Here is a 25,684-nt window from a genome sequence, read left to right as displayed (position 1 = left end):
CCTGCGTCACAGCCCTGAATGACAGTTCTAATGGATTGAGAGCGGCTCTTTAACCTGCTTAAAGCCGGCTTGTGCGTTAATGAGCTACCGGGTAATTCTTCTGAAATTGTGTAGGCGTCATGCCGGTCCACTTCTTGAACGTGGAGCTGAAATGCCGCTCCTCCTGATAGCCGACCAGCTTGGCAACCGCATAAACCTTATACTGCTGGCGCAGGTATTCCTTCGCTTTCTCGACCCGGTACTGGTGCAAATAGTCGAGAAAATTAATGCCGAGCTCCTGCTTGAACAGGGAGCTGAGATACGAATTGCTGACGAATACTTCTTTGGAGGTGCTGTCCAGCGTCAGATTGGTAGCGTATTTTGCTTTAATCAAATCGAGTGTCGCCTGCACGGTCCGGTGCAGCACCTTCTGGGACAAGATGCCGACAATCTGCTGGAGGGTACGCTGGAGGACCGAGGCTACATCGTCCAATGTCTCCAGATTGGAGAGTTGATCTGCTGGCATGATCTCTCCCGGCCATTCCGGAGAGGATGCATAGCGCTCCCGCATCCATTTTTGCAGTTCCCAGACCAAATTGGAGGCTCGCAGATTGACTTCCTCCTTGCTGTAATGGGGGTGCTGGCGAAGATAGCCCAGCCATTCCTCCAGCGTATCGACCGATTGCTCATAGCTTTCATTTTGCAGCTGCAGGAGCAGGTTTTTCTCCATTTGATCCAGATAAGGGTGGCCATGCTGCAACAGCTCCGGATCTGTGGCGCAGGCTTCCGTATACATATAAATGCCGCCGCGTCCCCGGTAGTACCGTTCCGCCATAGCTTGGGAGACTTCCTGGTAGGCGACATGGAGTGTCATCATACAGTGAGAGGCAGTGCTGACAGCAAGGCTGGCTGTGTGCTGCAAGTAGCGCCCCAGATTAGACTGCACGAGCTGCAGGCCGTCCGTAAGCCGCTGGCAGCTGCTGTGTGCCGGATGTCTGGCAGGGCAGCCGATCCATACGATATCGTCCTGATAGACAAACACCTCCAGCTGGCCGCCGTAGACGTCCTTGAGCGATTCATAGGTAATATTCAGCGCGGCGTAGCGGAATAACTCCGCATCCTGTCCGCTCCAGTCAGCAGCTTTATGCTGCGGCTTCTCCAGCCTTAATCCTCCGACCTGAATGCCGTCCTGCTGCTTGAGCGCCATGCCAAGCTCCTGCATCATACCGCCACGGTCCTCCAGCGGCAGCGGGGCCAGCTTGACCCAGCCCGACAGCACCTGTGCTTTGAGCAGCGGAATGTTCTTGTTCCAGCTGTGGCTCAGGTCATCAATTCGCCGTCCCTTTTGCTCCTCCAGCTCCTTCTTCTGCTTGATCTTCATAATGACGCGCAATATATCCTGCGGCATACACGGCTTGAGCAGGTAATCCTCGACGCCCAGCTTGATCGCTTCCTGGGCATACTGAAACTCGTCATAGCCTGTCAGCAGCACGGCATAGAAGTCCAGTCCTGCTACCCTGGCCTCGGAGATTAGTTCCAGCCCGCTCATAATTGGCATTGTAATATCGGTGAGCACAAGGTCGGGCTTCTCCTGCAGCATGCATTCCAGTGCCTCGCGGCCGTTTTCTGCTTCACCCATAATTTGGATTCCATAATCATTCCAGTCGACCATGCTGATGATTCCTTGGCGAAAAGAAGGCTCATCCTCCACCACAAGCAGTTTTAACGGCATGCTGTATTACCTCCCCAGTTTCAATTTGATCGTAATCCTTGTTCCTGCGCCATGCCGGGTATCAATGTTCATGCTGGACTGTTCATCGAATAATTGGAGCCTTTCCTTCACGTTAATCAGCGCAATCCCCGATCCGCTGCCTTCCGGACGGAATGGCAGGGAGGGTCTGGTGAGCCGCTGCTGGAGCATTTCTGCCTGCTCGGGCGTCATGCCTTTTCCATTGTCCATTACTTCCAGCACAGCGGAGTCCTCTTCCTGGTACGCCCGCACACTAATATGTCCGCTGCCCCCGAGTGGCTCAATGGCATGAACGATCGCATTCTCGACAAGCGGCTGCAGAAGCAGCTTTGGCAGCTCGAAATGCCGCAGTGAAGGAGCAAGCTCAATATCAAAATGCAAGCGTGAAGCATAGCGCTTCTGCTGGATAAACAAATAATGCGAGATCAGCTCAAACTCCTTCTCCAACTGAATGAAGTCCTGGCCGCTGTTGAGGCTGAGCCGGAATACCTGGGATAGGGAAACGACCAGCTCAGAGATTTCCTTGTCGCCCTTCTGGACAGCGCTCCAATTGATCATATTCAGCGTATTGTATAAAAAATGAGGATTGATTTGAGATTGAAGCGCTTTCAGTTCCGCTTCTTTTTGCTTGAGCCGGGAAGAGTATACATCGTCGATCAGCGTTTTGATCCGCTGGACCATCGTATCGTACCAGTAGCCCAGCCGTCCGATCTCATCATTGCCGGTGAAATTCACACGCTGGGAGAAGTCCCCATGCTGCACCGCCTTCATCGAGCGAATCAGCGTTCGCAGCGGATTCGTAACAATCCGGGCCATAATCCAGGTGAGCACAATCATAATGGCGGATACCACAATTGTTATGATAAAGGTGATTGAGCGAATGCTGCTAAGCTCTGACAACAGGCTCTCCCGGTTTTGAATGACGACGGCCTTCCAGCCGGTAACTGCCGATACCGCTTGTGTGACGAGATATTCATCATCTGCGCTGCTGTCTGACGGGAAGGGCAAATCGCTGGCAGGCTTGCCGATCCACTTCAGGCTGGAGGCAGCCACGATTGTTCCCTGATCATTGACAATATATTGGAAAGCGCTGTCACTGCTGTCGTATAAAATTTTGCTCATATGGTCGGCGTCCATGCCTATAATCAGCAGCCCGTTCGTCTGAAAGCTGTAAAAATCCTTGAATGACTTGATAAGAACAATTTTATGGTGATAATCGCCGGGAATGATGCCGTCAGAGGGACGGAACAAATCCCAGACAAGCTGTCCGGATGCTTCCTGCAGCCGCAAGTAGAATTCACTTTTGCGGAAGGCTTCCAGCGTAATCGCACTGGCAATGCCGACCTGGCTGATGACAAACGGGTGTACAGGCTCGTCGAAGGCAGGGTCCGGGTAAAGAATAACGGATTGAATCGTATTTCCGGTTACCATGAGAGGCACCAGATTTTTGAAGAGCTGATCGCGGTTTTTGCGGGTGTCCTTGCTGATGACCATGCTCTGAACGACAGGATTAATAAATAAATAATTTGAAAAATTAAGCATATCCTTGGCGACATAGTCCAGCTGGTCTCTTGTTTTGCTTGCCATATGGTTCTGTGAGTCTTTGATTTTGGCGACCACTTGGTTGGAGGCGATATAGTAGGAAAACATGCCGGTCAGGCCTCCGGTTGCAATTAGAAGCGGAATGACCATGGCCAGCAGTTTTTGCTGAAATGACAGATTGCGAAAAAAATGAACCGAAGTAATTTTCATTGATGTTCTTCTTTTCCCCCTGCCTGGAAATATCCTATGTAATCTGATTCAAGTATATAAAGAATGGAAGAAAATTGACATAGATTTTGAATAATTTCAAAAAAATGCGCCGTTTATCTAAATAATCGGTCATTCTCCCTCCTGTAAAAAGCCGCTATAGTAAGTACCAGAGCAGGCGCTAACCTGATCAAAATTGCATCGATAAGGTGGGTTAACAATGAAAAGAGCAATGATACTGGTCATGATGTTCGCCCTGACGGGCATGCTGCTGGCGGCATGCGGGGGCAGCAATGGGGGGGCCCCGGCCAATCAGCCCCCGCAGACGAATAAGGAAGACGGGACGAACAGCAAGCCGGAAGGGGAGCAGGTCAAGCTGAAATTTTTTAGTGCACTCGCTGACCGCTCCAATGGACCGGGGAAAATCGAGCAGAATTTGATTGACGCGTACATGAAGGAAAACCCGAATGTGAAGATTGAGGTGGAAGCCCTCCAGGATGAGCCGTACAAGGCGAAGATGAAAGTGTATGCTTCCTCCAACGATATTCCGGATATTGTCCAGTCCTGGGGCCAGGCGTCCTTCATCAAGCCGCTCATTGATGCCGGACTGATGCTGGAGCTGAATGAAGCGGATTTTGCTTCCAGCAAGTTCGTACCGGGCGCAACGGACGGATTCTCGCAGGACGGCAAGCTGTACGGCCTCCCGCGCAACACGGACTTCTTCGTCATCTATTACAACAAAAAGCTGTTTGAGGACCATGGTGTGAAGGTTCCGGAGACAACCCAGGAGCTGAAAGCAGCGGCTGAAGCATTCCGCAAAGCAGGCATCAACCCGATTGCCTCCAACGGAATGGAAGGCTGGTCGCTGCCAATCTGGTTTGAATATGTAGCACAGCGTCATAATGGCGACTTCAATCAAATGGATGCCGTCCTGAACGGTGAAGCTGCCTTCTCCGGCAATGCGGACTTCCTGGCAGCAGCAACCGAAATGCAGGAGTTTGCCGTAATCAAAGGCTTGGCGGACGGATTTATTACAGCAGACTACGGTACTTCCCGTAACATGTTCGGCCAGGGTCAGGCTGCAATGTTTCTGATGGGCAACTGGGAAGCCGGTCTTGCCACAGATGAGAACTTCCCGGAAGAATTCCGCAACAACGTCGGTGCAATTCCTTATCCGGCTTCGGATAAAGGCAAAACAACCGATGTGGCAGCCTGGTTTGGCGGCGGCTATTCTGTAGCCAAAAACAGCAAGCATCCGGAAGAAGCAGTCAAGTTCCTTCAATATTTCTTTGCTCCGGAAAACTGGGCAAAACAGCTCTGGCAGACCGGAAGCGGCACGCCGGCACAGAACTTCGATGAATTCCTGACTGGCAGTGAATCTGAACTGCAAAAACAACTGATTGGTATTTTCAGCTCCATTACAAGCTCCAGCGGTACGCCGGTACAGGACAATGGAACGGATGAATTCAAAACCAAGGTCATGGAAGCGCACCAAAACCTGCTCAGCCAGCTGATTACCCCGGAGGCATTCCTGAAGGAGCTGGATGCGGCAGTCGCTCTGATCAAGTAAAGGCGGGACCCACATGCATAAATTAATGAGCAACCGATGGACGATTACCTGGCTGGTTGCACCAGGACTTACCCTGTTCCTGTTCATGGTCTGCTTTCCGATTCTGATGAGTGTCTATTACGGCACGACCAACTGGACGGGACTCGGTGAGTATCAGAGTGTAGGGTTCGCCAACTATTACAAGGTGCTGTTCGAAGACCCGATCTTCTGGCGCTCCTTATGGAATGCGCTGCTGCTCCTGCTTGCAACGCTCGCGCTTCAGCACCCGGTTGCCATTTTGTTTGCCATCCTTATTACCCGCGCCGGGCGGCTGGAGAAGACGTTCCGCACGATCTTCTTCATCCCTGCGGTGATCTCGATCGTTGTCACCTCCAAGATGTGGGTGAGTGTCTTTCACCCGAGCTACGGGGTGCTGAACAAGGTACTGGAGCAATTGGGATTGGCTTCGCTCAAGCAGGATTGGCTGGGTGATCCGTCCGTCGCCATCTGGAGCCTGATCTTCGTCGTCATGTGGCAGGGCTTCGGTTATGCGCTGCTGCTGTACTATGCAGGACTGCAGGGGATACCAAAGGATCTGTACGAGGCTGCCGAACTGGACGGGGCGGGCAAGATAACGCTGTACACCCGGGTTGTAATCCCGCTGCTCTCCCCGATGATCCGGGTAGCTGTCATTATTGCGGTGACGACTTGTCTAAAGCAGATGGAGACCGTGTTCTTGATGACCAACGGCGGTCCGGGCAGCACGACGCAATTTTTGGGCAACTATTTGTATAAGACAGCGTTCAGCTCATCGCTCTATGGCTACGGGAATGCGATTTCTGTCATTTTCGTCATCATCTGTCTGATTATTACCGTTGTGATGAACCGGGCCTTGAAAAAGGATGTCGGGCAATTTTAGAAAGAAGGAGGAGCGCATATGGAAAGACAGGGGCGGCCTCCGATCGTGCTTCAGCTGCTGTTAGGGCTCGTAGCGCTGCTGCAAATTTTTCCGCTTGTGTGGCTGGTTAACTTTTCGTTTCTGAAGAGCGGCGATTTTTTTGGAAGCGAGATTTTGAAATGGCCGAAGACCTTTGAATTCGCCAACTATGTCAATGCCTTTACTTACGGGAGTGTACCCAAGTACCTCCTGAACAGCTTCATCATCACGGCCGTGACCATCGTAGCGGCGGCCGTGTTCTCGCTCATGATGGGCTATGCCTTTACACGGATGGAATGGAAACTTAGAGGGCTTGCTCTGGGGCTCATCATGCTGGGTATGATCGTGCCGATCCACGCCACCCTGCTGCCGAACTTCACTCTGTTTAACAATATGGGCCTGCTGGATCATCCATTGTCGCTGATTTTGCCTTATATCGCCTTTTCCCTTCCAATCAGCACCTTGATTATGACCGGGTTTTTGGAGACGGTGCCGCGGAGCATTGAGGAATCAGCGGTGATGGACGGCTGCGGCGTATTCGGCCTTTTGACGCGAATCATATTTCCAATTACAAAGCCGGCAGTTGCGACCGTATGCATTATGAATTTTATCAGCTGGTGGAATGAGTTTATTATGGCGAACACCTTTTTAACCTCAGACCGATTTAAGACGCTGCCTTTCTCCATCATGAAGTTCGCCGGGCAATATTCGTCTAATTACGGTGCGCAATTCGCTGTCATGACGATGATTGCTTTGCCGACACTGATCATCTACCTGCTGTTCACAGAGCAGATGGCCAGGGGAATTACCGCAGGTGCGGTAAAAGGGTAGTTTGACTTCAAGAGTAAAAGGGTAAATGAATTCATAAGGGCCGTGCAGAGAACAGGATGTTCTCAGTACGGCCTTTCATTATGCTGTAAAAAAAAATTATAGGTCATAAAAAGAGTTCTTTTGCTGCAAAAAAAAGTATTTTTTGTCGAAACCGTGGCGATTTTCTGAAAATACATAAAAATTCCTTTCCATAGATATATAATTTTTGCTCCATTAATCCGATATGGTTACAAGAGTCTGCTTATCAATTCAATTAGACACATGAGCACGACAATCGAGATACCATACGAACGGATAAAGACAAAGGAGTAGAGAGAGATGTTCAAGCGTGTGGAGAATGATTTGGAGCTGGCGATGTTTAACGGTGTCTGGACGACGGTCTGGATGGAGAAGGGATTCGACCTGGAATTTTCGCAGGATGTGCTGGGGCAATTTTTGGTTGTTACGGATGAAGGGCATTATGTCGGCACGTCGGAGGTCAAGACGTACCGGCAGGACGGCAGTCCTTTGAATGAGGTAGCGCCATTTCACCTGCATCCTGATATAGCCGCAGCGCCCGGGCGGGTCGCCGAGGTGGATAAGATGGCATTGCTAAAGCCCTATCGGGGTGAATATGCAAGCGATGTGCTGTCCTCGGTCATTTGCTATGCGGAAGAGCAAGGCATCCGGTTTTATGTGGCGCTGATGGAGCCGGTATTCTTGAGGGCGCTGCGCATTACCTACAAGGTCCCGTACGAGAAGCTTGGCGACAAGCAGTATTACAAAGGGGATTATATCATTCCGGTTCTTTTGAAAGTGGAGGAAATCTACCGCAGCAAAGAGCAGTTTTCATGGCTGATCAGTCCCCAGACAACCGCGTAGCCCGCTGTGTCTTCAGCCAGCGGGACGTGCAAGATTATACACAACCGACAGAAAAGGTGGAACTCGTCATGAAGCTCACTGAGCTTGACAAACGCAACCGATTGTTTATTAAAATTTTGTGGACACTGCTGGCTCTAGGGATTTTGACTGATATCGCCATTGGGCTCAAGCTGGAAATGATTCTGATGCTTGCGGGTATCGGGGGCATCATGTGCGCCCTGGCTACATTGATGACCTACAGGCGCATACTGGTCAACTATATCAAGTATGTGGTGCCCTGTATTCTGATGTCGATCGTCCTTCTGTTGATCGTGTCCGACCCGAATCCGGTCATCAGCACTTACTTTCTCATTTACGTGAACCTGACGATCATGACCCTGTATGCCGACTTCCGGCCGCTTATTTTTACCGGAGTGCTTGGGGCAGCAGTAAGCACCTATCTGTATCTGGACCCTGTTCTGCAGGAAAAGCTGTTTGCCGGAGAATCACTTGTCTATCTGTATTTATACCTCGGCTTCGCTACGGCGGCGTTGTCCTTCTCGGCGAGATTCAGCCAGCACCTGCAGCAGCAGGTTACCAGGGAGCAGCAGGAGGCGCTTGCATCCAAGGAACTGACAGAGTCCTTGCTGGCGAAGCTGAAATCCTCGATCCTCGTTTTGAATGAATTTAGCACCAGCCAGAAGCAGACGGTCCATTCGACCGGGGAAATTTCCCGGGAGGTGACGGCGGCTTTCACCGAGATGACCGCTTCAATTGAGACACAGACAGGTAAAATTCTAAATATTAACCAGTCGGCCCAAATGATTCATAACGCTGTCAATCATCTGCTGGAGGGAATGACGAAGCTGCAGCAGGTATCCGATGATAATGCCGCCCTGACCGGGGAGAGCAGCGCACAGATGAATGTGCTTGCAGCGGAGATGGCAAGAGTACGCCAAATGGTGGACTTGACCGTCGAAATGATGAACAGGCTAAGCGAGCAAAATGAGCGCGTGAGCTCGATTGCTGCTACAATTACGGATATTTCCCAACAGACGAATTTGCTTGCACTGAACGCGGCGATTGAAGCGGCGCGCGCAGGGGAACATGGCAAAGGATTTGTAGTCGTATCGGCAGAGGTGCGTAAGCTGGCGGACCATTCACGCAGTGCGGCTGCAGAGATCGAGGAAATTCTCACAGATATCCGATCTCAAATTGATGCGGTTCATGCTCAGGTTGAGCATGGCCATACAGCGGTTGCGGCGAGCAGCGAGGCCTCAGGGCACGTACAACAGCTGATCGGGAGGATTACCGGCAATACGGAGCTTGTCAAGGAGCAAACCTGCGCGGTGGGCGAATCGGCCGTACAGCTCCAAGAACGGTATAACGATATGGCCGGGGATATGGTGCATATCGCTTCTGTCACCGAACAGAGCATGTCCTCCGTCGAGGAAATGTGCGCCAGCATGGAAACACAGAACGGGAAAATTACGACGATGGTGGAAGGTTACGCGAATCTGGACCAGCTTCTGTCGGAGCTCAAGGAGCTTGCGGACAAGCGCTAATCGCCCAGGATGCACGGAAGGGATATCAGAGCAACATTTTATTAAATCATCCTAATCAGAAAACAGCGGTGCCGCAATCCCTTTGGTACAGGGAAGCGGCGCCGCTGTTTTTTTGGTTATGGACGATCAGCCGCTAACACGTGTTTACTTTTTGGCTGTTGTGGTTCCCTGGAAGCTGCCGGATACTTTGCCCACAATTTCGAGCTTGCCTTCCTTAATATTGTCGAATGACTTGGAGAAGTCGGGCTGAACCTCTGCTACCTGAAGGCTTGCTGTTCCCTTATCGCCATCTTTGGCAGGAGCAGGGAGAGTTTTTCCGTTGCCGTTCAGTTTGCCTTTCACTTTGCCGACGGCTACGGCTTTGCCTTCTTTGACCTTGGACAAGTCGGGCTTCGCATCTGTTTCTTGAAGTGTTGCTTCAGAACCGTTAGCGGCTCCTGTAGTACCTTTGCCTTTGAAATCTCCGGACACTGGACCAATAATAGTGAATGTTCCTTCTTTTACATTAGAGAAATCCGGTTGACCCTTGACGGCTTCAAGGGAAGGCTTTACGGTAGAAGCTCCATTGTTCGGCGCAGCGAAAGCTGCTTGTGCAGTTACGGCAGAGATAGCTAATACAGCACCCAGTAATACCATTTTCTTTTTCATCTTGATCAGGCTCCTTTAAGTTGTGGTTTGTCTTACAAGAACAAGTTTAGCCTGCGTATCTGGAGATGGTATGGAGACTGGGTGTGATTTGAATGTAATTGCCGCTTCCGGAAAGTAAAAGGAAAAGGCCACGCCTTCATCCGTATTACGGGCTTCAACACCGATGTCAAGCTGCTGCAGCATGTTTTTGGTAATGTACAGGCCAAGCCCGCTGCCGCCTGTATTGCGGTTGCGTGATTGTTCCAGACGGTAGAAGGGCTCGAAGATCCGGCCGATTTTGGAAGGATCGATTTTCGCTCCCGTATTCACAACTTCAAAGCCCTGACCGTATGCTCCGCTTATTGGCCTAATAAATACTTGCTCACCCGGGTTGGTGTACACAATGGCATTATGAATGACATTGCTCAGGGCGGTCTCCAGCAGCTTGCGGTCGGATCTAATCTCCATGCTCGCCGGCAGGGAGGAATGCAAATAAACCGTTCGCTGCATGCCAAGTTCCTCATATTTGGCCAATAGCTCAAGAACAAGATCCTGCACGGAGATCAGCTCATCGTCGCTGGGGAGAGACAGGCGGTCGGATTTGGCCACATGCAGGATATCGCCAATAAGCGTCTCCATTTCTTCCGCGACTTCCAATGTCTTGTGCAGATAGGCGTCACGGTCTTTGTAAATGCCGATTTTGTAGAGCATCCCCTCCAGCTGCCCTTTTAGAATCGTTAAAGGAGATTTCAGTTCATGCGACACAGCGGCGAACAGTTCTCTTCTGCGCGTCTCCACTTCGCGTTCGCGCTTCATTTCCATTTGAAGCTGCTCATTGGCTGTTTCCAGATCGCTGATAGAACCTTTCAGATTGGCAGCCATAATATTGAGGCTTTCCGCCAGCCTTCCGATTTCATCGGAAGAGTGAACCGGTATGCGGGTATCCAGTTCAAGCTCTGCCATGCGGCTTGCGGAAGCGGTAATTTTGCGGATGGGTCTTGTAATGAGGAATGTATACAAAAAAGATCCCCCAATGGAAGCGATAAGTATGAATAATGCCACGTAAGGAGCCAGCATCCCTAAAACTTTGGATGCCTCATCGATCGGCTGGAGAGCCGTGGTCGCCTGCAGCTTTGCTTGTTGTCCTTTATAGGTCAGGCTTCTGCTTACCATGGGAGCTTCTCTTGCACTTGTTTGTGTATTTGTATTTGCCCCATCAGAGTATTCAGCGGGTGTAAGGGTCCCTCCAAGGGCTCCTCCAGCCTCAGAAATGGCTATTGCATAACCCGACTCTATATGCGGAGCGAGAATCTGGTCAGCCCCGTCAGAAATCGTAATAAAAGCGCGGGTCTGCTCCCTTAATTTATTAAAGGCCTGCTCAACGTCCTTATCCGGCAGACCTTCGATTGAAGTGATGAAATGGTCGACTTCATTTTCCAGCTGTTGCTGCTTATAGTCTTTGTAAGTATGCGGCAGCAGTGTGAAAATAACGAGGTAGGTGATGATTGAAAACAGCAGCAATATGCCTGCAGTAAGTCCGAAAACTTTGAAAGCAATGGTGCTTCGCAGGGCAGAGAAGAGTGACTGGTTAGCGTTCAAGTTTGTACCCGACTCCTTTCACGGTTTTAATGAACATGCTGTTCGTTTTTTTGCGGATGTTTTTCAGGTGCGTATCAATAATCCGGTTGTCCCCGTAATAATCGTAGCCCCAGACCGTATCCAGCAGCTGCTCCCGGGTTACAATTTTTCCGGCTTGCATAATCAGCATTTTGAGAATTTCAAATTCCTTCGTTGTCAGGCTGACAGGCTCGCCGCTTACATAAGCGTTATAGGAATCCAGATCCAGGCGCATGTCCTGGAATTCGATCCAGCTTCCGGCGGGAACAGGATGGGAGCGGCGAAGCACAGCTTCTACCCGTTTGATCAGTACCCGGTAGGAAAAGGGTTTGGTCATATAATCATCAATGCCGATTTCGAAGCCTTCAACTTGCTGATGCTCCTCATTGAGCGCTGTCAGCAATATTATTGGAACGTTTGATTGCTGTCTAAGTATGCGGACTACATCATGACCGTTCAGATTCGGCATCATGACGTCGGAGATGACCAGATCATACTCAGCTTTGTCCCACATCTCCAGCCCTTCCACACCGTCTGCGGCAGCCGTTACGTTATAGCCTTGCGAGGACAAGAACTGCTCCAGCAGCTGCCGGATGGCGGCATCATCTTCCATCACTAAAATATGTTTGTTCAACTTTCTCACCCCGCAATCATTATACACGCCGAATCTGAAGTTCATATGAAGTTGTGTCTGGAACTTCCAACCATCTTTTCATAGGGGCCAGTTCCTGCATTATGTTTTATAGAAAGTGGTCATAAGAAGTCAGAGCCTCGATGAGGCGGGTACGAGAGGATTGCAGGGAAGTCCTGAAATGATGTATGATTAAGGGATGATTGCGGAACGCGAGGTTGATGGTAAATGTGGAAAAGAATAGCGAATGACTCGATTTCATTAGTAATCGGGGCGTTTTTGTTTGCGCTGGCGGTCAATTTGTTCGTCATTCCGAATGATCTTGGCGAAGGCGGCGTCACGGGAATTACTATTATATTGTATTATTTGTATCAGTGGTCCCCAGGGCTTGTCAATTTGATTATCAATTCTTTTTTGTTGGTGGTCGGGTATAAATTTTTGGACAAGCGGGCGATTGTCTACACGATTGTTGCCGTGGTTCTGAACTCCTTGTTTCTGCATCTGACGAAGGACTGGAATGTTGCTTCCGATGAACTGATGGTGAATGCAATTTTTGGCGGTGTACTGGGCGGGGCGGGTATTGGAATTATTATCCGTGCCGGCGGAAGCACGGCGGGGACGACGATCCTGGCGCGGATTGCGCACAAGGTGCTGGATTGGAACATCAGCTATGCGCTGCTGTTTTTCGACTTAATCGTAGTATTCTGTTCCTACTTTATTATTGGGGCAGAGCGGCTGATGCTGACGATTGTCATGCTGTATATTGCAACCAAGGTGATGGACTTTATCATTGAAGGTCTTAATCCGAAGAAGGCTGTGACGATCATTTCGCGGCATCAGGACGTGATTGCCGAGCAGGTGAATCTGGTGATGAACCGGGGGGTTACAGTACTGCAAGGGAAAGGGTATTACTCCAAGGAATCAAAGGAAGTGCTCTACATTGTCATCAGCAAGCAGGAAGTTTCAACACTCAAAAAGATTGTCAAGACGGCAGATAAGGATGCATTCCTGACCATTCACGATGTAAGGGATGTATTTGGCGAAGGCTTTGTCGAGCTGTCTAAATGATGATGGAACTTTGCGGAAGCAGGCCGGGCTGGCTTGACCGCCCAAAAAAGAAATGTTTATAATGATAATTATTTTAATGATACCGGATACAACGTTGCTTTTTGAAAAAGAAGGGAGCCCGCAAAATGGATCTGACTCGCATCAAGTGGATATTTTTTGACCTTGGCGATACGCTGCTGGACGAATCTGCAGCTGCTGAAGATGTCATCGGCCAATATGTCCGCAATGCCAACCGTCTTGGCTATCCGATCTCCCGGGATGCCATGTGTGAGCGGCTGTCCCATTATTTTCGCGAAATGACGGAGATACCGATTAAACCGGTTCTGGAGGAGATTGTTTCTTCGCCGGAGCATTGGCATGCCATTCGGGAAGGGGTCAAATATAATAAACAGCTGGAGCAGCCATTCCCAGGCGTCGAGCCGATGCTGAAGCGGCTGTCAGCCAGTTATAAGCTGGGAGTCATTGCGAATCAGAGTCTTGGCACGCTGGATCGTCTCAAGGGCTACAATCTCGATTCCTATTTTAGCCTGATGGGTTCATCCGCCGAATTGGGCATGAACAAGCCTGATCCCCGGTTTTTCCACTGGGCGTTGAAGGAAGCGGACTGTCGTCCCGAGCAGGCGGTCATGATCGGAGACCGGATCGACAATGATATTATTCCGGCCCGTGAACTTGGACTCCATGCTATTTGGGTCAAACAGGGATTTGCGAGAGTACAGCAGCCTCCGGACGGAGAGCTGGCCCCGGATTACATTGTGGATCAGATTCTTGATGCGGAGCCGCTATTGACAAGGAAACATGACAGATAAGAGAACGAACGCCATACATAATGATTTTCTGTGAAATGCGGCTGCCTCCCAGAGGAGCCGCATTGTTGCGTTGCAGGCCAAAGAATAGATTTGACTTTCGCCTATAAGGTAATTTATAGTAATTTTAAGTACACAGGCCGGATGAATGGCCACTTGTATTTCAATAAAATCCGATTAATTCTATAGGCATAATAATTATAAGGAGGCTTATCCCAACATGACCAATTTGTTCACCCCATTCACTGCAGGAAATTTGCAATTGTCCAATCGTATCGTAATGGCACCCATGACCCGCGGTTTTTCACCGGACGGAGTTCCGGGTGATGATGTAGCTGCTTATTATGCGCGCAGAGCGGCTCACGGCGTAGGATTGATTGTAACTGAAGGCACACTGATAAATCACCCTGCTGCCGGTTCCAATCCGAACTGGCCGAATTTCCACGGGGAGGAGGCATTGGCAGGCTGGTCCAAGACGGTAGAGGCTGTACATGCTGCCGGAGGCAAAATTATTCCCCAGCTCTGGCATATCGGCCTTGTACGCAAGCCGGGGGATCTGCCAAATCCCGAGGCGCTGCCGGTCGGTCCTTCCGGCTTGTCGCTGGCAGGAGAGCAGGTTGCAGAGCCGCTGGGCGAGGCGGAAATTGCCGACCTTATTGCTGCCTACGCCAAGGCGGCTGCTGATGCAAAACGGATTGGATTTGATGGTATTGAGCTCCATGGCGCGCATGGTTATCTGATCGATCAGTTCTTCTGGGATAAGACGAACAAGCGGACAGATCAGTATGGCGGGGATATTGCTGCACGGACGCGCTTTGCTGTGGAGGTCATAAAGGCATCCCGGAAGGCCGTAGGGGAAGATTTCCCGATCGTACTTCGCTTTTCGCAGTGGAAGGCGGGGAATTACGAGGCCAAGCTTGCTCAGAATCCAAAGGAACTGGAGCAATTCCTGGCGCCTCTGGCCGATGCAGGCGTTGACATCTTCCACGCTTCCACACGCCGCTACTGGGAGCCTGAATTTGAAGGCTCGGCTTTAAATCTGGCAGGGTGGACGAAGAAGCTGACCGGTGTTCCGACGATAACTGTTGGCTCTGTCGGGCTGGACAGGGAGTTTATCGGCTCGAAGTTTGCACAGAATGCGGAGGTTTCGGGCTTTGACCGGCTGCTGGAGATGCTTGGGAATGAAGAGTTCGATCTGGTCGGGGTTGGCCGCGCACTGCTGACTGACCCGGCCTGGGCAGATAAAATACGGAACCAGCAACTTGCTGATCTGCAGCCGTACAGTACCGAATCGCTAAAGACGCTATACTAATCTCTCAGGGAAAGCTGGGGAGGCTGCCGGATTAAAAAGCAATGATAACCGTCAGCCTTCTTTTTGTTGGAGGAAATATGATGTTAGAAATGGGCCAATCAGTTGTCTGATAGGATTTTTTTATGCCTTTTTACCTGCTAAGCATACAATTTTCTGCACAGGCTTTGTGGCAATATGTCAAATAAATGCAAAGTAAAAGTAAGTTTATTGAATCGAAATTTGACGGAAAGTTCGTTATGATATAACAATATAGCCAGTATTTTACTGTGTGATCCGATTTGTGATTACATTTTGTAAATAAATTTTTAATATACATCGGCCGTATAGCCGGGGCGACTGCCATCAACGGATCTTATCCGCGGCATGTTCGAGACCGGCTATCAATTATGTCCAAAGGCCTAAAAATTTCATCAATAGATACAATCCGCTCCGTCCATGACAGGCGAACAGAAGTCCTTGATCGTTCTCGATGAGAATAACCCCATGTTTATTTTTTTGGAATATAATGAAGGAGGCGCATTATGATTTCGATCGTTTTTCATAAAGAAGAGGATGGCTATTATCCGCTATTTCAGCAATGCGAAGGAGTAGAACTGGCGGTACCCTATCCGGTGGAGGCTGCTTTCCTGGCAGGCGATGTGCAGCGTCTGAGATATCAGTCGGTTACCGAAATCAAGGCTGGGAACTGGCTGGCGGCTTGTGAATTCCATCAGGGAGGCTACCGGTTCGATATCCGGGACAGTTGGACAGCTGGAGCTGCATCCAAGGTACATAGAACCGTGCGAGCCGAACGGGAGTCCGGCAGGACAAGCCAAGCGCAGACAGACGGCTTTCAGCTTCAGCTAGGCTTTGTACAGCCGGTTCAGGAGGAGACGCCCTTCCGCTTTCACGCGCCGTCCACCTGGTATGGAACGATTGACCAGCATCGCGAAAATGTAACACGCATGTATATGGATGACCGACTGACCTACCCGCTGGTATTGGGCTATGATTCCTCGACAGGTACGACGGTTTGTCTGTCGCGTACACAGCTTCCGGCTTTCGTACAGCCGCCGTTCAGACCGGGACGTGAGGCCAGCTTTACCCAACGGACGGATATCGGCTCATTGGGATACACCCGGGAAGGCAATACCGTCCGCTATCAGGCATGTCTTCCTTATTATGAAGGCGAACGCAGCGTCGCACTCTGTGCTGATCAACGGCCAGTATCGGCCTATTTTCCGCTTGACGAAGCCGTTATCGAGCTTAAGGCCGCCTACGAGCTGCGCATCTCCAACCAATGGGGCTTCGATGAAGCGGTATTTGATGAGTTCAAGCACAAAGCCGCCCTGAACAAGCCGGAGCCTGTCAGTCTGCCATTCTCTTTGACAGATTCGATGGAATACCGGAGCGTTTCCCTGCGAAACTCGTACCGGGAGCTGCCAAGTGGTGCTGCGGGCTTCTTCTTTCATTTTGATCCGCGAAAGGGGTACCGTAGTGCCCCTTCGGGCTTTGGGGCTTCATTTATCAACATTCCTCACGAGAGCTACCAGACGGTGCTGGAATACGGCTTCACAGGCCGTCAGATTCATGCTGCATACGAGACGGCCAGACGCGCCGGAGGCGAATGGTGGGACAAGGGGAAAAAGGTCATTGATTTCTTCGTGGACCGATGTACGACGCCTTCGGGCTGGATGTACACGTTGTATGAAGTAGAGGAGGACCGTCCGTTTCATTCGTTCGGGGATGCTACTGCTCCCAAGCTGCACTATGTTTCCCATGGTGATATCTGCGGCAATTATTTAAGGCTCATGGTAGAGCCGGCTTTCGATCTGCTCACTGCCTACCAGCATTACCGCGAGAAAGGCCGGACCGAGTCCGGATGGTATGATGCCGTGAAGCGCTTTGGCAATTTCCTGGTACGCCATCAGAACGGGGACGGCTCCTGGTACCGGGCATTCCAGCAGGATGGGACGCCTCTGAAAAATGCGCCGGGCTTCGGCAATGACGAGTTCTCCTCCAAGTCCGGTACAGCCATTCCAATTATGTTTCTGATTGCCCTATGGCGGGAGGAGCCGGGGGAAGGGATGCAATATTTGCGCGCAGCCATCAATGCAGCCGAGTACGTGCTGTCCAATTATGTACAGCGGAATCATTACCAGGGGGGGACCCTTGATAATCCGAATGTCATCGACAAGGAAGCGGTTCAGTATACGATGGCTGCACTGTACACCTTGTACAACCATACGCGCGAGGAACGGTATCTGAAGGGGGCAGTGCGCGCAGCAAGGCTGTTCGTTACCTGGAACTATATTTGGTCAGCTCCGACAATGCCGGGTACGGATTTGCACAAGCACCGCTTTAATACGGTCGGCTGTGGCGGGATTAACTCCATCTGGGGCGGCGGGGCCGTCGATATCTATTCCCTGTTCTTTATCCGCGAGCTGCATGAGCTTGGCGAAGCGGCGGATGAGCCGTTCTTTTGCCAGATGGCGGAATGGATTGCAAATGGTTGTCAGCAAGTACTGTCTCATCCGGGAAATTTAATGGGATTCACAGATATCGGCATGCAGCCCGAAGGCTTTGGCGTAAGCAGCCAGGGACAGGATGAGAACATGATTGCCAAAGGTGATATATGGGGAACGCTTGGGTGGATTTACTCTGCTGGTCTTCTTGGCCTAGGACGATATATAGAGAGTCGTAGGTAAAAGGATAGATATCTGTACAGGTTCGGCTATATTTATTCATTTATAATGGGTCTGATAACAGGTACAGTGGAAGAGGAAGCATCTGTATATTTGATAAAGGGGAGGTAGAGGGGATGGTCAGCAAAGAAAGCCGGGTCCTGTTGCTTGCTCTGATTATGATCGTACTGTCCGGATGCTCTGCTAAGGATGGGAGAGAGACAAATAACAATCAGGCGCATGACATGATTGAAATTAAGATGCTCAGCAGCTGGAGTACGGATACGGAGCGTGGAAGAGCGCTGCATGAACTGGTAAACCAATATAATCAGTTGCGGGCGGATAAAGTGAAGGTCAGCATTGATATTAACCCGGACTGGCCGACCTACCAGGAGAAGGTCAAGACAATGATTGCAGCCAAGCAGCCGCCGGATTTGTTCAATTACAACTTTAATCCGAATGATCTGTCCCGGCAAAATTCAGGCCAATTGCTTAATTTTTTACCTTACATGGACGAGGAATGGAGATCGCGCTTTAAGCCCGAAGATCTTGCAGCGCTGACAATTAACGGCGAGTTGACCTCCGTACCTTACGAAAAGGCGGGCGTACTGTTTTATTACAATAAAAAACTGTTCGCCAAAGCCGGTATTACGGAGTTTCCGCAAACATGGGACGAATTGTTTGCGGCTTGTGAAAAGTTGAAAGCGAAGGGCATTATACCGATTTCGCTGATGACGGCAGATGACTCCTGGCATTCAACGAACGCCCTCAGCTACCTGGCTGCAGCAGCAAGCGGGATGGAAGTATTCAAGGTGGGTGTCTCGATTGATACACCGGAGATGGTGATGGCTGCAGAGAGACTGAAGCAACTGTTCAGCTATTCGACAGATGATGCCATCGGGGCGAATTATTCCATTAGCTCCAATAACTTCGCGCTTGGCAATACGGCTATGATTATTGACGGGCCATGGCTGATCGGTTCACTGGATAATGAGCTGCAAAAAAACATCGGCATTGCAGCGGGACCGCTGGTCGAGAATGGGAAAGCTCAAAAGGGCTTTATCATTACGGACACGTACACACCTTGGTCTGCTGGCAAACAGGAGTCTAAGGAGAAGGAGCAGGCCATTGTCGATTTTATGAAATATATGACTTCTGATGAAGGTGTCCGGCTCATGACGCTTGAGGGACGTATACTGTTGTCAATGGATATTAATCTCGGTGAGGAAGAGCTTGAGAAGGCGGGACCGGTGCTTGGACAATTTATCAGCGTATCCAACAGCGCTCCGGAAAGCCTGATTCAAATCTCAAGGGTACTTAAGCCAACGGCCATTTCCAAGCTTCCGTCGTTGATCGAGGGCATGATGTTTGATCAGTTCGACCCGGCCGGTATGGTGCGCAGGCTGAATGAAGCGAATCAATAACCGCCGCAGTAAACGAATAGAATTTTTTAACTACACGCTGCCGCTAACGGGTTGGAGAAAATCCGTTAGCGGCATGCGTTTTAATTTACGGAAAAGGAGAAGGCTTCACATGATTGCCAAACGACATATTGTTCTTTACCTGATGCCGGCAGTTATATTCACTCTCCTGTTTTTTGTCTTTCCGTTATTGTATGCAGGCTATATCAGCCTCCAGCAGTGGAATGGAATCAATGAGATGGTTTATGTAGGTCTGGACAATTTTGGGCTCGTTTTTCACGACCCTGTCTTCAAGAAGGCGGTTATCAATACATTGTTGTGGATTTGCTGTGCGGTGTTTTTACATATCCCGTTCGGACTCCTGCTCGCGCTTATTCTTGCCCGCAAGCCGCGAGGGTGGAAGGTATTCAGAGTGCTGTTCGTGCTTCCGAATGTCATATCGACGACCGCCATCGCTTTTTTATGGTATTTTGTGCTGCATGTTAATCTCGGCCTGGTCAATAATTTGCTGAAGATGATTGGGCTTGATTCTCTGACAAGGCCGTGGCTGGCAGATGTAAGGACAGCGTTGTTTGCTCATCAACTGCCGTTTATCATTTATGCCGGATTGACGATGGTGATCTTCCTGACCCGGATCTCCGCCATTCCGTCGGAACTGTATGAGGCTGCGGAGATCGAGGGCGCAACCAATTGGCAGAAAGACTGGTATATTACGATACCGCTTCTAAAAAGCGCTGTGCTGATCAATATGATTTTAAATTTAACCTTTTGTCTGCGGATGTTCGAATATCCGTTTCTGATGACAGGAGGAGGGCCGGCCAATGAAACGGTCAATCTGGGACTGTATATGTTCAGGGAAATGATTACGGCGGGCCGGTACGGGGTGGCAATGGCTGCCGGGCTGCTGACGATTGGAATAGGTGCGGCAGTCATGGGGACGATTCTGGCGCTTGGGCGCATGACAAATCGGAGGGCCGGAATATGAAGTGGATGAGAAGCCTCTTTTTATATGCCGTAGGCACAGTTATGCTCGCCCCGTTTCTATGGATGATCCTGGCCACCTTCAAAACTAACCGCGAGTTGTTTGCAAGTCCGTTCGGATTGCCTGAACATTGGCTGCTGGACAATTATGCGGCTGTGCTGTCCAGGCATCCGGTTTCGGTCTATTTTTATAATTCGCTGATCATTGCCGCAGTATCGACACTGCTTGCCCTATTGCTTGCAACGCTTGCATCGTATATATTTACCTATACATTCCGCTGGCGCACCGGCTGGCAGCTGCTGCTGGTTGGCGGCATCCTGGTGCCGACGAATGCGTTTATGGTTCCCTATTATTATCTGATCAACTGGATCGGCTTTTACGATTCTTTGATAGGCATTGCACTTGTCTATGCAGGGATATCCCTGCCGCTTAGCGTATTAATAATCAAAAACTATATGGATACGATTCCCCCGGAGTTGGCCGAGGCGGCCTTTATGGATGGGGCGGGGGTTCACCGCACCTTCACGCGCGTCATTCTGCCGATCAGTTATCCGGGTATAGTGACGGCATCAATCTTTCTGATGATTACAGCCTGGAATGAACTGTTGTATGCCAATTTGCTTACGCAGAGCGAAGGCACACGCACCCTTCAGGTTGCAATCCGTTTTTTTCTGACCACCTTTCAGGCGAACTATCCGCAGGCCTTTGCTGCGATGATTCTGGCAATTGTGCCGACCGTTGTCATTTATGCTCTATTAAGTGAAAAAATCATCGGCGGTCTGACAGCAGGTGCGGTAAAGTAAGAGAGTGACAGCGATCGGAAGGATTTTTCACACGGCGGCCCTGCCCGAAATGTATTCGTTCAACCGGGATCGTCTTAGGAATTCACCGTTATACTTTTTCTGCGCGAAACGCTGCTGCCGGCAGGGCAGCCGTTTACGCTTGCATCCTGATAGAAAGAGAGGAGACGAGGAATGCGCGTACTGTTTGTAGATGATGAAGCGATAATCCGGGAAGGCTTGCATTCGCTGATTGACTGGCAGGCGGCAGGCTTTGAGGAATGTCTGGAAGCGCCTACTGCAATGGAGGCCATCGGGATTATTGATCAGAACCCGCCTGATCTGGTGATTACGGATGTGTTTATGCCGGAGATGTCAGGCATTGAGTTCGCCAAGCGGATCAAGGAGAGCCATCCGAGAATCCGGTTCGTTATTTTGACGGGCTATGAGAAGTTTGAGTATGCCAAAGAGGCGGTAGCGCTGGGAATATCCAGCTATCTGGTCAAGCCGGTGCTGCCTGAGGAAATGCAGGAGACAGTGGCGTCAATCGTCAATGAGATTGCCAATGAGCAGCATAATTCGCTTCTGAATGAGGATACAAGGCGGAAGCTGGACTTATATAAACCGATTATTATTGAGAAGCTATGGTCTGATCTCCTGTCGGGAGCTTTCCGGAATTCGCCGGATATGGAGGAGCGGATGGAGGCTGCAGGCCTCGATCTTGGGGAAGGCAGCTATTACTGCATTACGATTAAGATTAATATGAACCAGGTGATCCGTCTGCAGGCTGGAACTGATATTTCAAAGCTGAAGGGCAAGGTGCGCGCGATAGCCGATAAGCACCTGAAGCGTCAGCGGGTTCATTTTACCGACTCTGGGCCGGCTCTGATCCAGGGCATCCTGCACAAGCCGGTGGAACAGGCGGTTTATGAAGCGCTCCTTGATGAAATTGAGGAGCAGCTAAAGGTTACAGCTTCAATCGGTGTAGGGAGGAGTTATGACTCTTTCAACTTTATTCCCAATTCAGCGCATGAGGCTGAGGAGGCTGTCCATCTGCTCTCGCTGCTCGACCACCGTGGCATCATTCATTATGAAGAAATGCCGGCTTTGAACCAAAGCCACATTGAATATCCATACCAGGAGGAAAAAGAGCTGATCGAGGCCGTGCGGTTCCGGGATCAGTTGGAGGGTAATCCCCTAAGACCATTTACGGCAGCTCTGGAACGTCAAAAGGCTGCTTCGCCGATGATGAAGCTGATGTATGTCCATCTCCTGGGTACGGTATACAGGCTGGCGGATGAATATCAGGCCGGAGATACAATGCCGAGCTACTTCGAGAGCTATACGAAGCTGAATGAAACGGAATCAGCCCGGGAGATTGAAATTTTCTTCGAGGACTGCTTCAATCAACTGATCGTTCTGAGGACCCGCACGAATGCGGGCTTCGTCGATGTTCTGGTTGAGCGCGCCAAGCTTGCGATGGCGGAGGGCTATGCAGACAGCGAATTATCCGTCAGCACCGTCGCCAAACTGCTATGCATAACACCAAATTACTTATCCCGTATTTTCCACCAGAAGACCGGAATGACCTGTGTTGAATTTTTGACGGGCATCCGTCTGGAGGAAGCGAAGAAGCTGCTCGTACATACATCTCTTAGGAATTACGATATTGCCGAGAAAATTGGCTATTCCAGCGCCCATTACTTTAGCAGCCTATTCAAGAAAAATACAGGATTTACCCCGAGTGATTTCAGAGACCGCTACGGGGATAAGGAATCATGAAGTTTTTAAGATCACTCCGGTCCCAGATGGTATTTTTCTTCTCTATTCTGCTGCTGCTTCCGTTATTAATTTGTGCGGTCTATGTCTACTCGACCGTTCAGACGAATTTGATGCAGTCCTATGCCCGCCATCACAACCAGTCTGCTGAGGCGCTTACGGTCGAAATTACCAAGTGGAGGCAGGAATACGAGGGTCTGATGCTCCGTATTTTCGGCGATCCGCTCGTACAGCGTTTTCTCGCTGTTCAGGAATGGAAGCAGACGGCCGAACATTTTACCCTCCGCAGCGATCTGCATAACCGCCTTGTCACTTATGGAGACTCGAGCGAATTCACACGCAATATTTTTATTATGAATAATGAATTCCGCATTTCCGGAAGCACCGCAATTTCACCGAAGCTGACCGTGAATCTCATCGATTTGACTCAGAAAGTTGATGAAGCGAATGGGACATCCGTCTGGTTTGACGGTTCTGACGAGGGGACCATCGTAATTGCCCGGCAAATCATGGATAACCGTTCCGACTTGAATCATAAAATCGGCTATATGTTCGTCCTGCTGGAAAAGCAAGAGATCTTCAACATGTTCAAGCAATTTACACTGGATGAGGGCCAGCAGTTTGCTGTTTTTGATAATGAGATGCGCATTAAGGTTTCCAGTACCGATGACTGGAATCCGAAGCTTCTGTTGTCCGGAAGCGGGGGGACAAACGGGGACTCCACCTTTGAGTCGGGAGGGGGGAAATATTCGTACTATACGATCCAGCAGAAGGATTGGAATATTTCCACCTGGATACTGGAATCCAAGATTAATGAACCGATCCGCAATATACTGCTTGCGTTTGCATTTGTCATGTTCACATTGCTGATCTTCACCATTGTATTGGTTGTATTCATGTCTCACCGGATTACAAGGCCGCTCCAGCAGTTGCAAGCGGGAATCAAGCATTTAGGCAGCGGGCAGCAGATCCGGATTCCGGTGCTTCGCAATGACGAGATTGGACAAGTTGCGAACAAGCTGAATATGATGTCCGATGAAATTGCCCATTTGATTGAGAAAAACCGCGAGGAACAGGAAAAGCGGCGCAAGCTCCAGCTTCAAACGCTGGAATATCAGATAAATCCGCATTTTTTGTATAATACGCTCGATTCGGTATATATGCTGGCACGCAAATATGACGATTCCAGAATTAGCGATATCGTGACTTCCTTGTCACGGTTATTTCGGATCGGACTCAATCAGGGTAAAGAAATCATTAAGGTTGAAGCCGAGGTCATGCATGTCAGCCACTATTTGAAAATCCAGGGTATCCGATTTGCAGACCAGCTTCACTGGGATATTGACCTGGAGCCTGAGGCCGGGGGGCAGCATATGATCAAGTTCCTGCTGCAGCCTCTGGTCGAGAACAGCATTATGCACGGCATCCGCAAACACGGACGTCCAGGCACGGTAACCGTGCGGGCAGCATTGAAGCAAGATATACTGACACTTACAGTAAGTGATGACGGTGCCGGGATGACGGCTGAGAAGCTTGCCGAGGTACGGAGATCGCTGGAACGTGAGGAAATCGAGGATTCATGGGCAGCCTCTACAATGGAAACAGGCGGTTTCGGTCTGCGCAATGTGCATCAGCGGATTAAGCTTCATTATGGCGATAGCTACGGGATTGAACTGACGAGTATATCCGGGGAAGGAACAACGGCTGTCATCCGTCTTCCGGTCCAGACTTCAAACAGTTGAAGCTTTTGGAAGAGCTCCTCCGGCACGGCTGTCTTATATTAGAGCTAATTTGCAAACGCAATTGAAAGAATGGCCTATTTTTATTATACTAATCCTATCGTTAAATCGAAGGAGCTGGTAACGATGGCAATAAAAGATTGCCGGATTGGCAAGTCTCATGCAAAGCCTTTTATTGGGGCGATACTTTGCATGGGCGGAATGTTGCTTTAATCTAAACATCGCCCGTATAAGCAGTGATCGTTTCTAGTAATGGGCTTTGCACCTTATTTTCCACTAAAATAACGGATGAGGGGCTGTCAAGCGATGCAAACACCATTTATTAGAAACCACCAATATAATTTGATAAAAAAACAGGCAAGCCTGGTGCAATATACGTTACGCACAGTATCTGACCGCAAGGTCATCGAGTCCATCCGGGATGGTGCCGAATATACAATCACAGAACAATTCCCGGAACCGGCACAGCACGAGAAGGTCAAGGGCATTTCTTTGCTGGAGACAGCAGAACAATTTGAAGCCTATCTCCGGGAGCTGGAACCCTATTTGCTGGAATTTCCTCTTCTTTCGGAGAAGCAGATTCAGAAGCTCTTTCCCAAGACCAAGAAACTGAAGGCTCCGGATCTTCAGCAGATGGACCGGCGTTATATGTCCCATCTGAGCTGGATGGATATCTCAACGAACAAGCTGTTTATGGTCTATCCTGTTGAAGGAAAGCTTGTCGGGATAGAGGGCAAATACACGCCTACGAACAAGAAAGGCTATTGCTTTATTTGCAATAGACAGGAGGAAATTGCCCTGTTTTCGGCGATGTCCAAGAAGAGACCCGAGAAGTCCTCGTCAGATTACTATCGGACAGTGGGCAACTATCTGTGTGCAGACGGCCATGCTTGCAATTCCAATATAACGGACCTCTCCGCTTTGGAGAAATTTATAGAATCTGTTATCGGCTAACCGGCAGGCCCGGTGCTGATTACAGATAATTAAACTTTAGCAAAAAACCATTGAACCAGATGCAGTTACCGCATCGGCATTCAATGGTTTTTTGCTATTTTTAGCT

At 49.9% G+C, this 25,684-nt stretch carries 20 protein-coding genes; 15 read left to right on the top strand and 5 right to left on the bottom strand.

Features of this window, described 5'->3' with window-relative positions:
- Positions 1-76: 76 nt before the first annotated feature.
- The gene (locus tag H583_RS0125495; RefSeq protein WP_028562956.1) at positions 77-1,711 is read right to left on the bottom strand and encodes a response regulator; all 1,635 of its coding nucleotides are present in this window, start codon (positions 1,709-1,711) and stop codon (positions 77-79) included.
- 6 nt (positions 1,712-1,717) lie between these two features.
- Positions 1,718-3,481 carry a sensor histidine kinase gene (locus H583_RS0125490; RefSeq protein ID WP_028562955.1) on the bottom strand — a complete coding sequence of 588 codons (1,764 nt, stop codon included), beginning with the start codon at positions 3,479-3,481 and terminating at the stop codon, positions 1,718-1,720.
- 217 nt (positions 3,482-3,698) lie between these two features.
- Between H583_RS0125490 and H583_RS0125480 the strand changes: the two genes are divergently transcribed.
- From H583_RS0125480 to H583_RS0125460, 5 genes are all read left to right on the top strand, one after another.
- Positions 3,699-5,048 carry an ABC transporter substrate-binding protein gene (locus H583_RS0125480; RefSeq protein ID WP_036710966.1) on the top strand — a complete coding sequence of 450 codons (1,350 nt, stop codon included), beginning with the start codon at positions 3,699-3,701 and terminating at the stop codon, positions 5,046-5,048.
- Between the two features lie 13 nt (positions 5,049-5,061).
- Complete coding sequence (locus H583_RS0125475) at positions 5,062-5,946, top strand: carbohydrate ABC transporter permease (RefSeq protein WP_028562953.1); 885 nt, start codon at positions 5,062-5,064, stop codon at positions 5,944-5,946.
- 18 nt (positions 5,947-5,964) lie between these two features.
- Entirely contained in the window at positions 5,965-6,795 is an 831-nt protein-coding gene (locus tag H583_RS0125470; protein ID WP_028562952.1) for a carbohydrate ABC transporter permease, read from the top strand.
- A 318-nt stretch (positions 6,796-7,113) separates the two neighbouring features.
- Entirely contained in the window at positions 7,114-7,656 is a 543-nt protein-coding gene (locus tag H583_RS0125465) for a hypothetical protein (protein WP_028562951.1), read from the top strand.
- Complete coding sequence (locus H583_RS0125460) at positions 7,626-9,200, top strand: methyl-accepting chemotaxis protein (protein WP_245586001.1); 1,575 nt, start codon at positions 7,626-7,628, stop codon at positions 9,198-9,200. The genes H583_RS0125465 and H583_RS0125460 overlap by 31 nt, the downstream gene beginning before the upstream one ends.
- Before the next feature lie 144 nt (positions 9,201-9,344).
- Here the strand turns inward: H583_RS0125460 and H583_RS0125455 are convergent, their stop codons facing one another.
- The 3 genes from H583_RS0125455 to H583_RS0125445 are packed head-to-tail and all read right to left on the bottom strand — an operon-like array spanning position 9,345 to position 12,123.
- Complete coding sequence (locus tag H583_RS0125455) at positions 9,345-9,848, bottom strand: hypothetical protein (protein ID WP_028562949.1); 504 nt, start codon at positions 9,846-9,848, stop codon at positions 9,345-9,347.
- A 15-nt stretch (positions 9,849-9,863) separates the two neighbouring features.
- Positions 9,864-11,426, bottom strand: coding sequence for a sensor histidine kinase (locus H583_RS0125450; protein WP_028562948.1), 1,563 nt, complete (start codon positions 11,424-11,426; stop codon positions 9,864-9,866).
- A complete protein-coding gene (locus tag H583_RS0125445) occupies positions 11,416-12,123 on the bottom strand; it encodes a response regulator transcription factor (protein WP_051236993.1) in 708 nt (235 codons plus the stop codon). Before H583_RS0125445 ends, H583_RS0125450 begins: the two co-directional genes overlap by 11 nt.
- Before the next feature lie 180 nt (positions 12,124-12,303).
- Between H583_RS0125445 and H583_RS0125440 the strand changes: the two genes are divergently transcribed.
- The 10 genes from H583_RS0125440 (at position 12,304) to H583_RS0125395 (ending at position 25,578) form a co-directional block, all read left to right on the top strand.
- A complete protein-coding gene (locus H583_RS0125440) occupies positions 12,304-13,143 on the top strand; it encodes a YitT family protein (protein ID WP_028562946.1) in 840 nt (279 codons plus the stop codon).
- A gap of 125 nt (positions 13,144-13,268) precedes the next feature.
- Complete coding sequence (locus tag H583_RS35680; RefSeq protein ID WP_051236991.1) at positions 13,269-13,952, top strand: HAD family hydrolase; 684 nt, start codon at positions 13,269-13,271, stop codon at positions 13,950-13,952.
- Positions 13,953-14,169: 217 nt separating this feature from the next.
- A complete protein-coding gene (locus tag H583_RS0125430; RefSeq protein ID WP_028562945.1) occupies positions 14,170-15,261 on the top strand; it encodes an NADH:flavin oxidoreductase in 1,092 nt (363 codons plus the stop codon).
- 521 nt (positions 15,262-15,782) lie between these two features.
- On the top strand, positions 15,783-17,948 hold the full coding sequence (locus tag H583_RS0125425) for a hypothetical protein (RefSeq protein WP_028562944.1): 2,166 nt from the start codon (positions 15,783-15,785) through the stop codon (positions 17,946-17,948).
- Between the two features lie 113 nt (positions 17,949-18,061).
- The gene (locus H583_RS34285) at positions 18,062-19,348 is read left to right on the top strand and encodes an ABC transporter substrate-binding protein (RefSeq protein WP_051236989.1); all 1,287 of its coding nucleotides are present in this window, start codon (positions 18,062-18,064) and stop codon (positions 19,346-19,348) included.
- Between the two features lie 109 nt (positions 19,349-19,457).
- On the top strand, positions 19,458-20,330 hold the full coding sequence (locus H583_RS0125415; RefSeq protein ID WP_051236987.1) for a carbohydrate ABC transporter permease: 873 nt from the start codon (positions 19,458-19,460) through the stop codon (positions 20,328-20,330).
- A complete protein-coding gene (locus tag H583_RS0125410) occupies positions 20,327-21,130 on the top strand; it encodes a carbohydrate ABC transporter permease (RefSeq protein ID WP_028562942.1) in 804 nt (267 codons plus the stop codon). Before H583_RS0125415 ends, H583_RS0125410 begins: the two co-directional genes overlap by 4 nt.
- Before the next feature lie 171 nt (positions 21,131-21,301).
- On the top strand, positions 21,302-22,888 hold the full coding sequence (locus H583_RS0125405; RefSeq protein WP_028562941.1) for a response regulator: 1,587 nt from the start codon (positions 21,302-21,304) through the stop codon (positions 22,886-22,888).
- Complete coding sequence (locus H583_RS0125400; RefSeq protein ID WP_028562940.1) at positions 22,885-24,627, top strand: sensor histidine kinase; 1,743 nt, start codon at positions 22,885-22,887, stop codon at positions 24,625-24,627. The genes H583_RS0125405 and H583_RS0125400 overlap by 4 nt, the downstream gene beginning before the upstream one ends.
- A gap of 303 nt (positions 24,628-24,930) precedes the next feature.
- Positions 24,931-25,578: a FusB/FusC family EF-G-binding protein gene (locus tag H583_RS0125395; protein ID WP_028562939.1), complete on the top strand. Its 648-nt coding sequence runs from the start codon at positions 24,931-24,933 to the stop codon at positions 25,576-25,578.
- Positions 25,579-25,684 lie beyond the last annotated feature (106 nt).

Origin of the sequence: Paenibacillus pinihumi DSM 23905 = JCM 16419 (assembly GCF_000422505.1) — a bacterium.
In the GTDB taxonomy this organism is placed as follows: domain Bacteria; phylum Bacillota; class Bacilli; order Paenibacillales; family Paenibacillaceae; genus Paenibacillus_D; species Paenibacillus_D pinihumi.
Note: the sequence above shows the minus strand (reverse complement) of the source record. Positions and strands in the feature narration are given on the sequence as shown.

What these genes read in the sequence shown, in the direction of transcription:
- H583_RS0125495 (WP_028562956.1), bottom strand. Translation starts at nt 1,711, where the DNA reads ATGCCGTTAAAACTGCTTGTGGTGGAGGATGAGCCTTCTTTTCGCCAA.
- H583_RS0125490 (WP_028562955.1), bottom strand. Translation starts at nt 3,481, where the DNA reads ATGAAAATTACTTCGGTTCATTTTTTTCGCAATCTGTCATTTCAGCAA.
- H583_RS0125480 (WP_036710966.1), top strand. Translation starts at nt 3,699, where the DNA reads ATGAAAAGAGCAATGATACTGGTCATGATGTTCGCCCTGACGGGCATG.
- H583_RS0125475 (WP_028562953.1), top strand. Translation starts at nt 5,062, where the DNA reads ATGCATAAATTAATGAGCAACCGATGGACGATTACCTGGCTGGTTGCA.
- H583_RS0125470 (WP_028562952.1), top strand. Translation starts at nt 5,965, where the DNA reads ATGGAAAGACAGGGGCGGCCTCCGATCGTGCTTCAGCTGCTGTTAGGG.
- H583_RS0125465 (WP_028562951.1), top strand. Translation starts at nt 7,114, where the DNA reads ATGTTCAAGCGTGTGGAGAATGATTTGGAGCTGGCGATGTTTAACGGT.
- H583_RS0125460 (WP_245586001.1), top strand. Translation starts at nt 7,626, where the DNA reads ATGGCTGATCAGTCCCCAGACAACCGCGTAGCCCGCTGTGTCTTCAGC.
- H583_RS0125455 (WP_028562949.1), bottom strand. Translation starts at nt 9,848, where the DNA reads ATGAAAAAGAAAATGGTATTACTGGGTGCTGTATTAGCTATCTCTGCC.
- H583_RS0125445 (WP_051236993.1), bottom strand. Translation starts at nt 12,123, where the DNA reads ATGAACTTCAGATTCGGCGTGTATAATGATTGCGGGGTGAGAAAGTTG.
- H583_RS0125440 (WP_028562946.1), top strand. Translation starts at nt 12,304, where the DNA reads ATGTGGAAAAGAATAGCGAATGACTCGATTTCATTAGTAATCGGGGCG.
- H583_RS35680 (WP_051236991.1), top strand. Translation starts at nt 13,269, where the DNA reads ATGGATCTGACTCGCATCAAGTGGATATTTTTTGACCTTGGCGATACG.
- H583_RS0125430 (WP_028562945.1), top strand. Translation starts at nt 14,170, where the DNA reads ATGACCAATTTGTTCACCCCATTCACTGCAGGAAATTTGCAATTGTCC.
- H583_RS0125425 (WP_028562944.1), top strand. Translation starts at nt 15,783, where the DNA reads ATGATTTCGATCGTTTTTCATAAAGAAGAGGATGGCTATTATCCGCTA.
- H583_RS34285 (WP_051236989.1), top strand. Translation starts at nt 18,062, where the DNA reads ATGGTCAGCAAAGAAAGCCGGGTCCTGTTGCTTGCTCTGATTATGATC.
- H583_RS0125415 (WP_051236987.1), top strand. Translation starts at nt 19,458, where the DNA reads ATGATTGCCAAACGACATATTGTTCTTTACCTGATGCCGGCAGTTATA.
- H583_RS0125410 (WP_028562942.1), top strand. Translation starts at nt 20,327, where the DNA reads ATGAAGTGGATGAGAAGCCTCTTTTTATATGCCGTAGGCACAGTTATG.
- H583_RS0125405 (WP_028562941.1), top strand. Translation starts at nt 21,302, where the DNA reads ATGCGCGTACTGTTTGTAGATGATGAAGCGATAATCCGGGAAGGCTTG.
- H583_RS0125400 (WP_028562940.1), top strand. Translation starts at nt 22,885, where the DNA reads ATGAAGTTTTTAAGATCACTCCGGTCCCAGATGGTATTTTTCTTCTCT.
- H583_RS0125395 (WP_028562939.1), top strand. Translation starts at nt 24,931, where the DNA reads ATGCAAACACCATTTATTAGAAACCACCAATATAATTTGATAAAAAAA.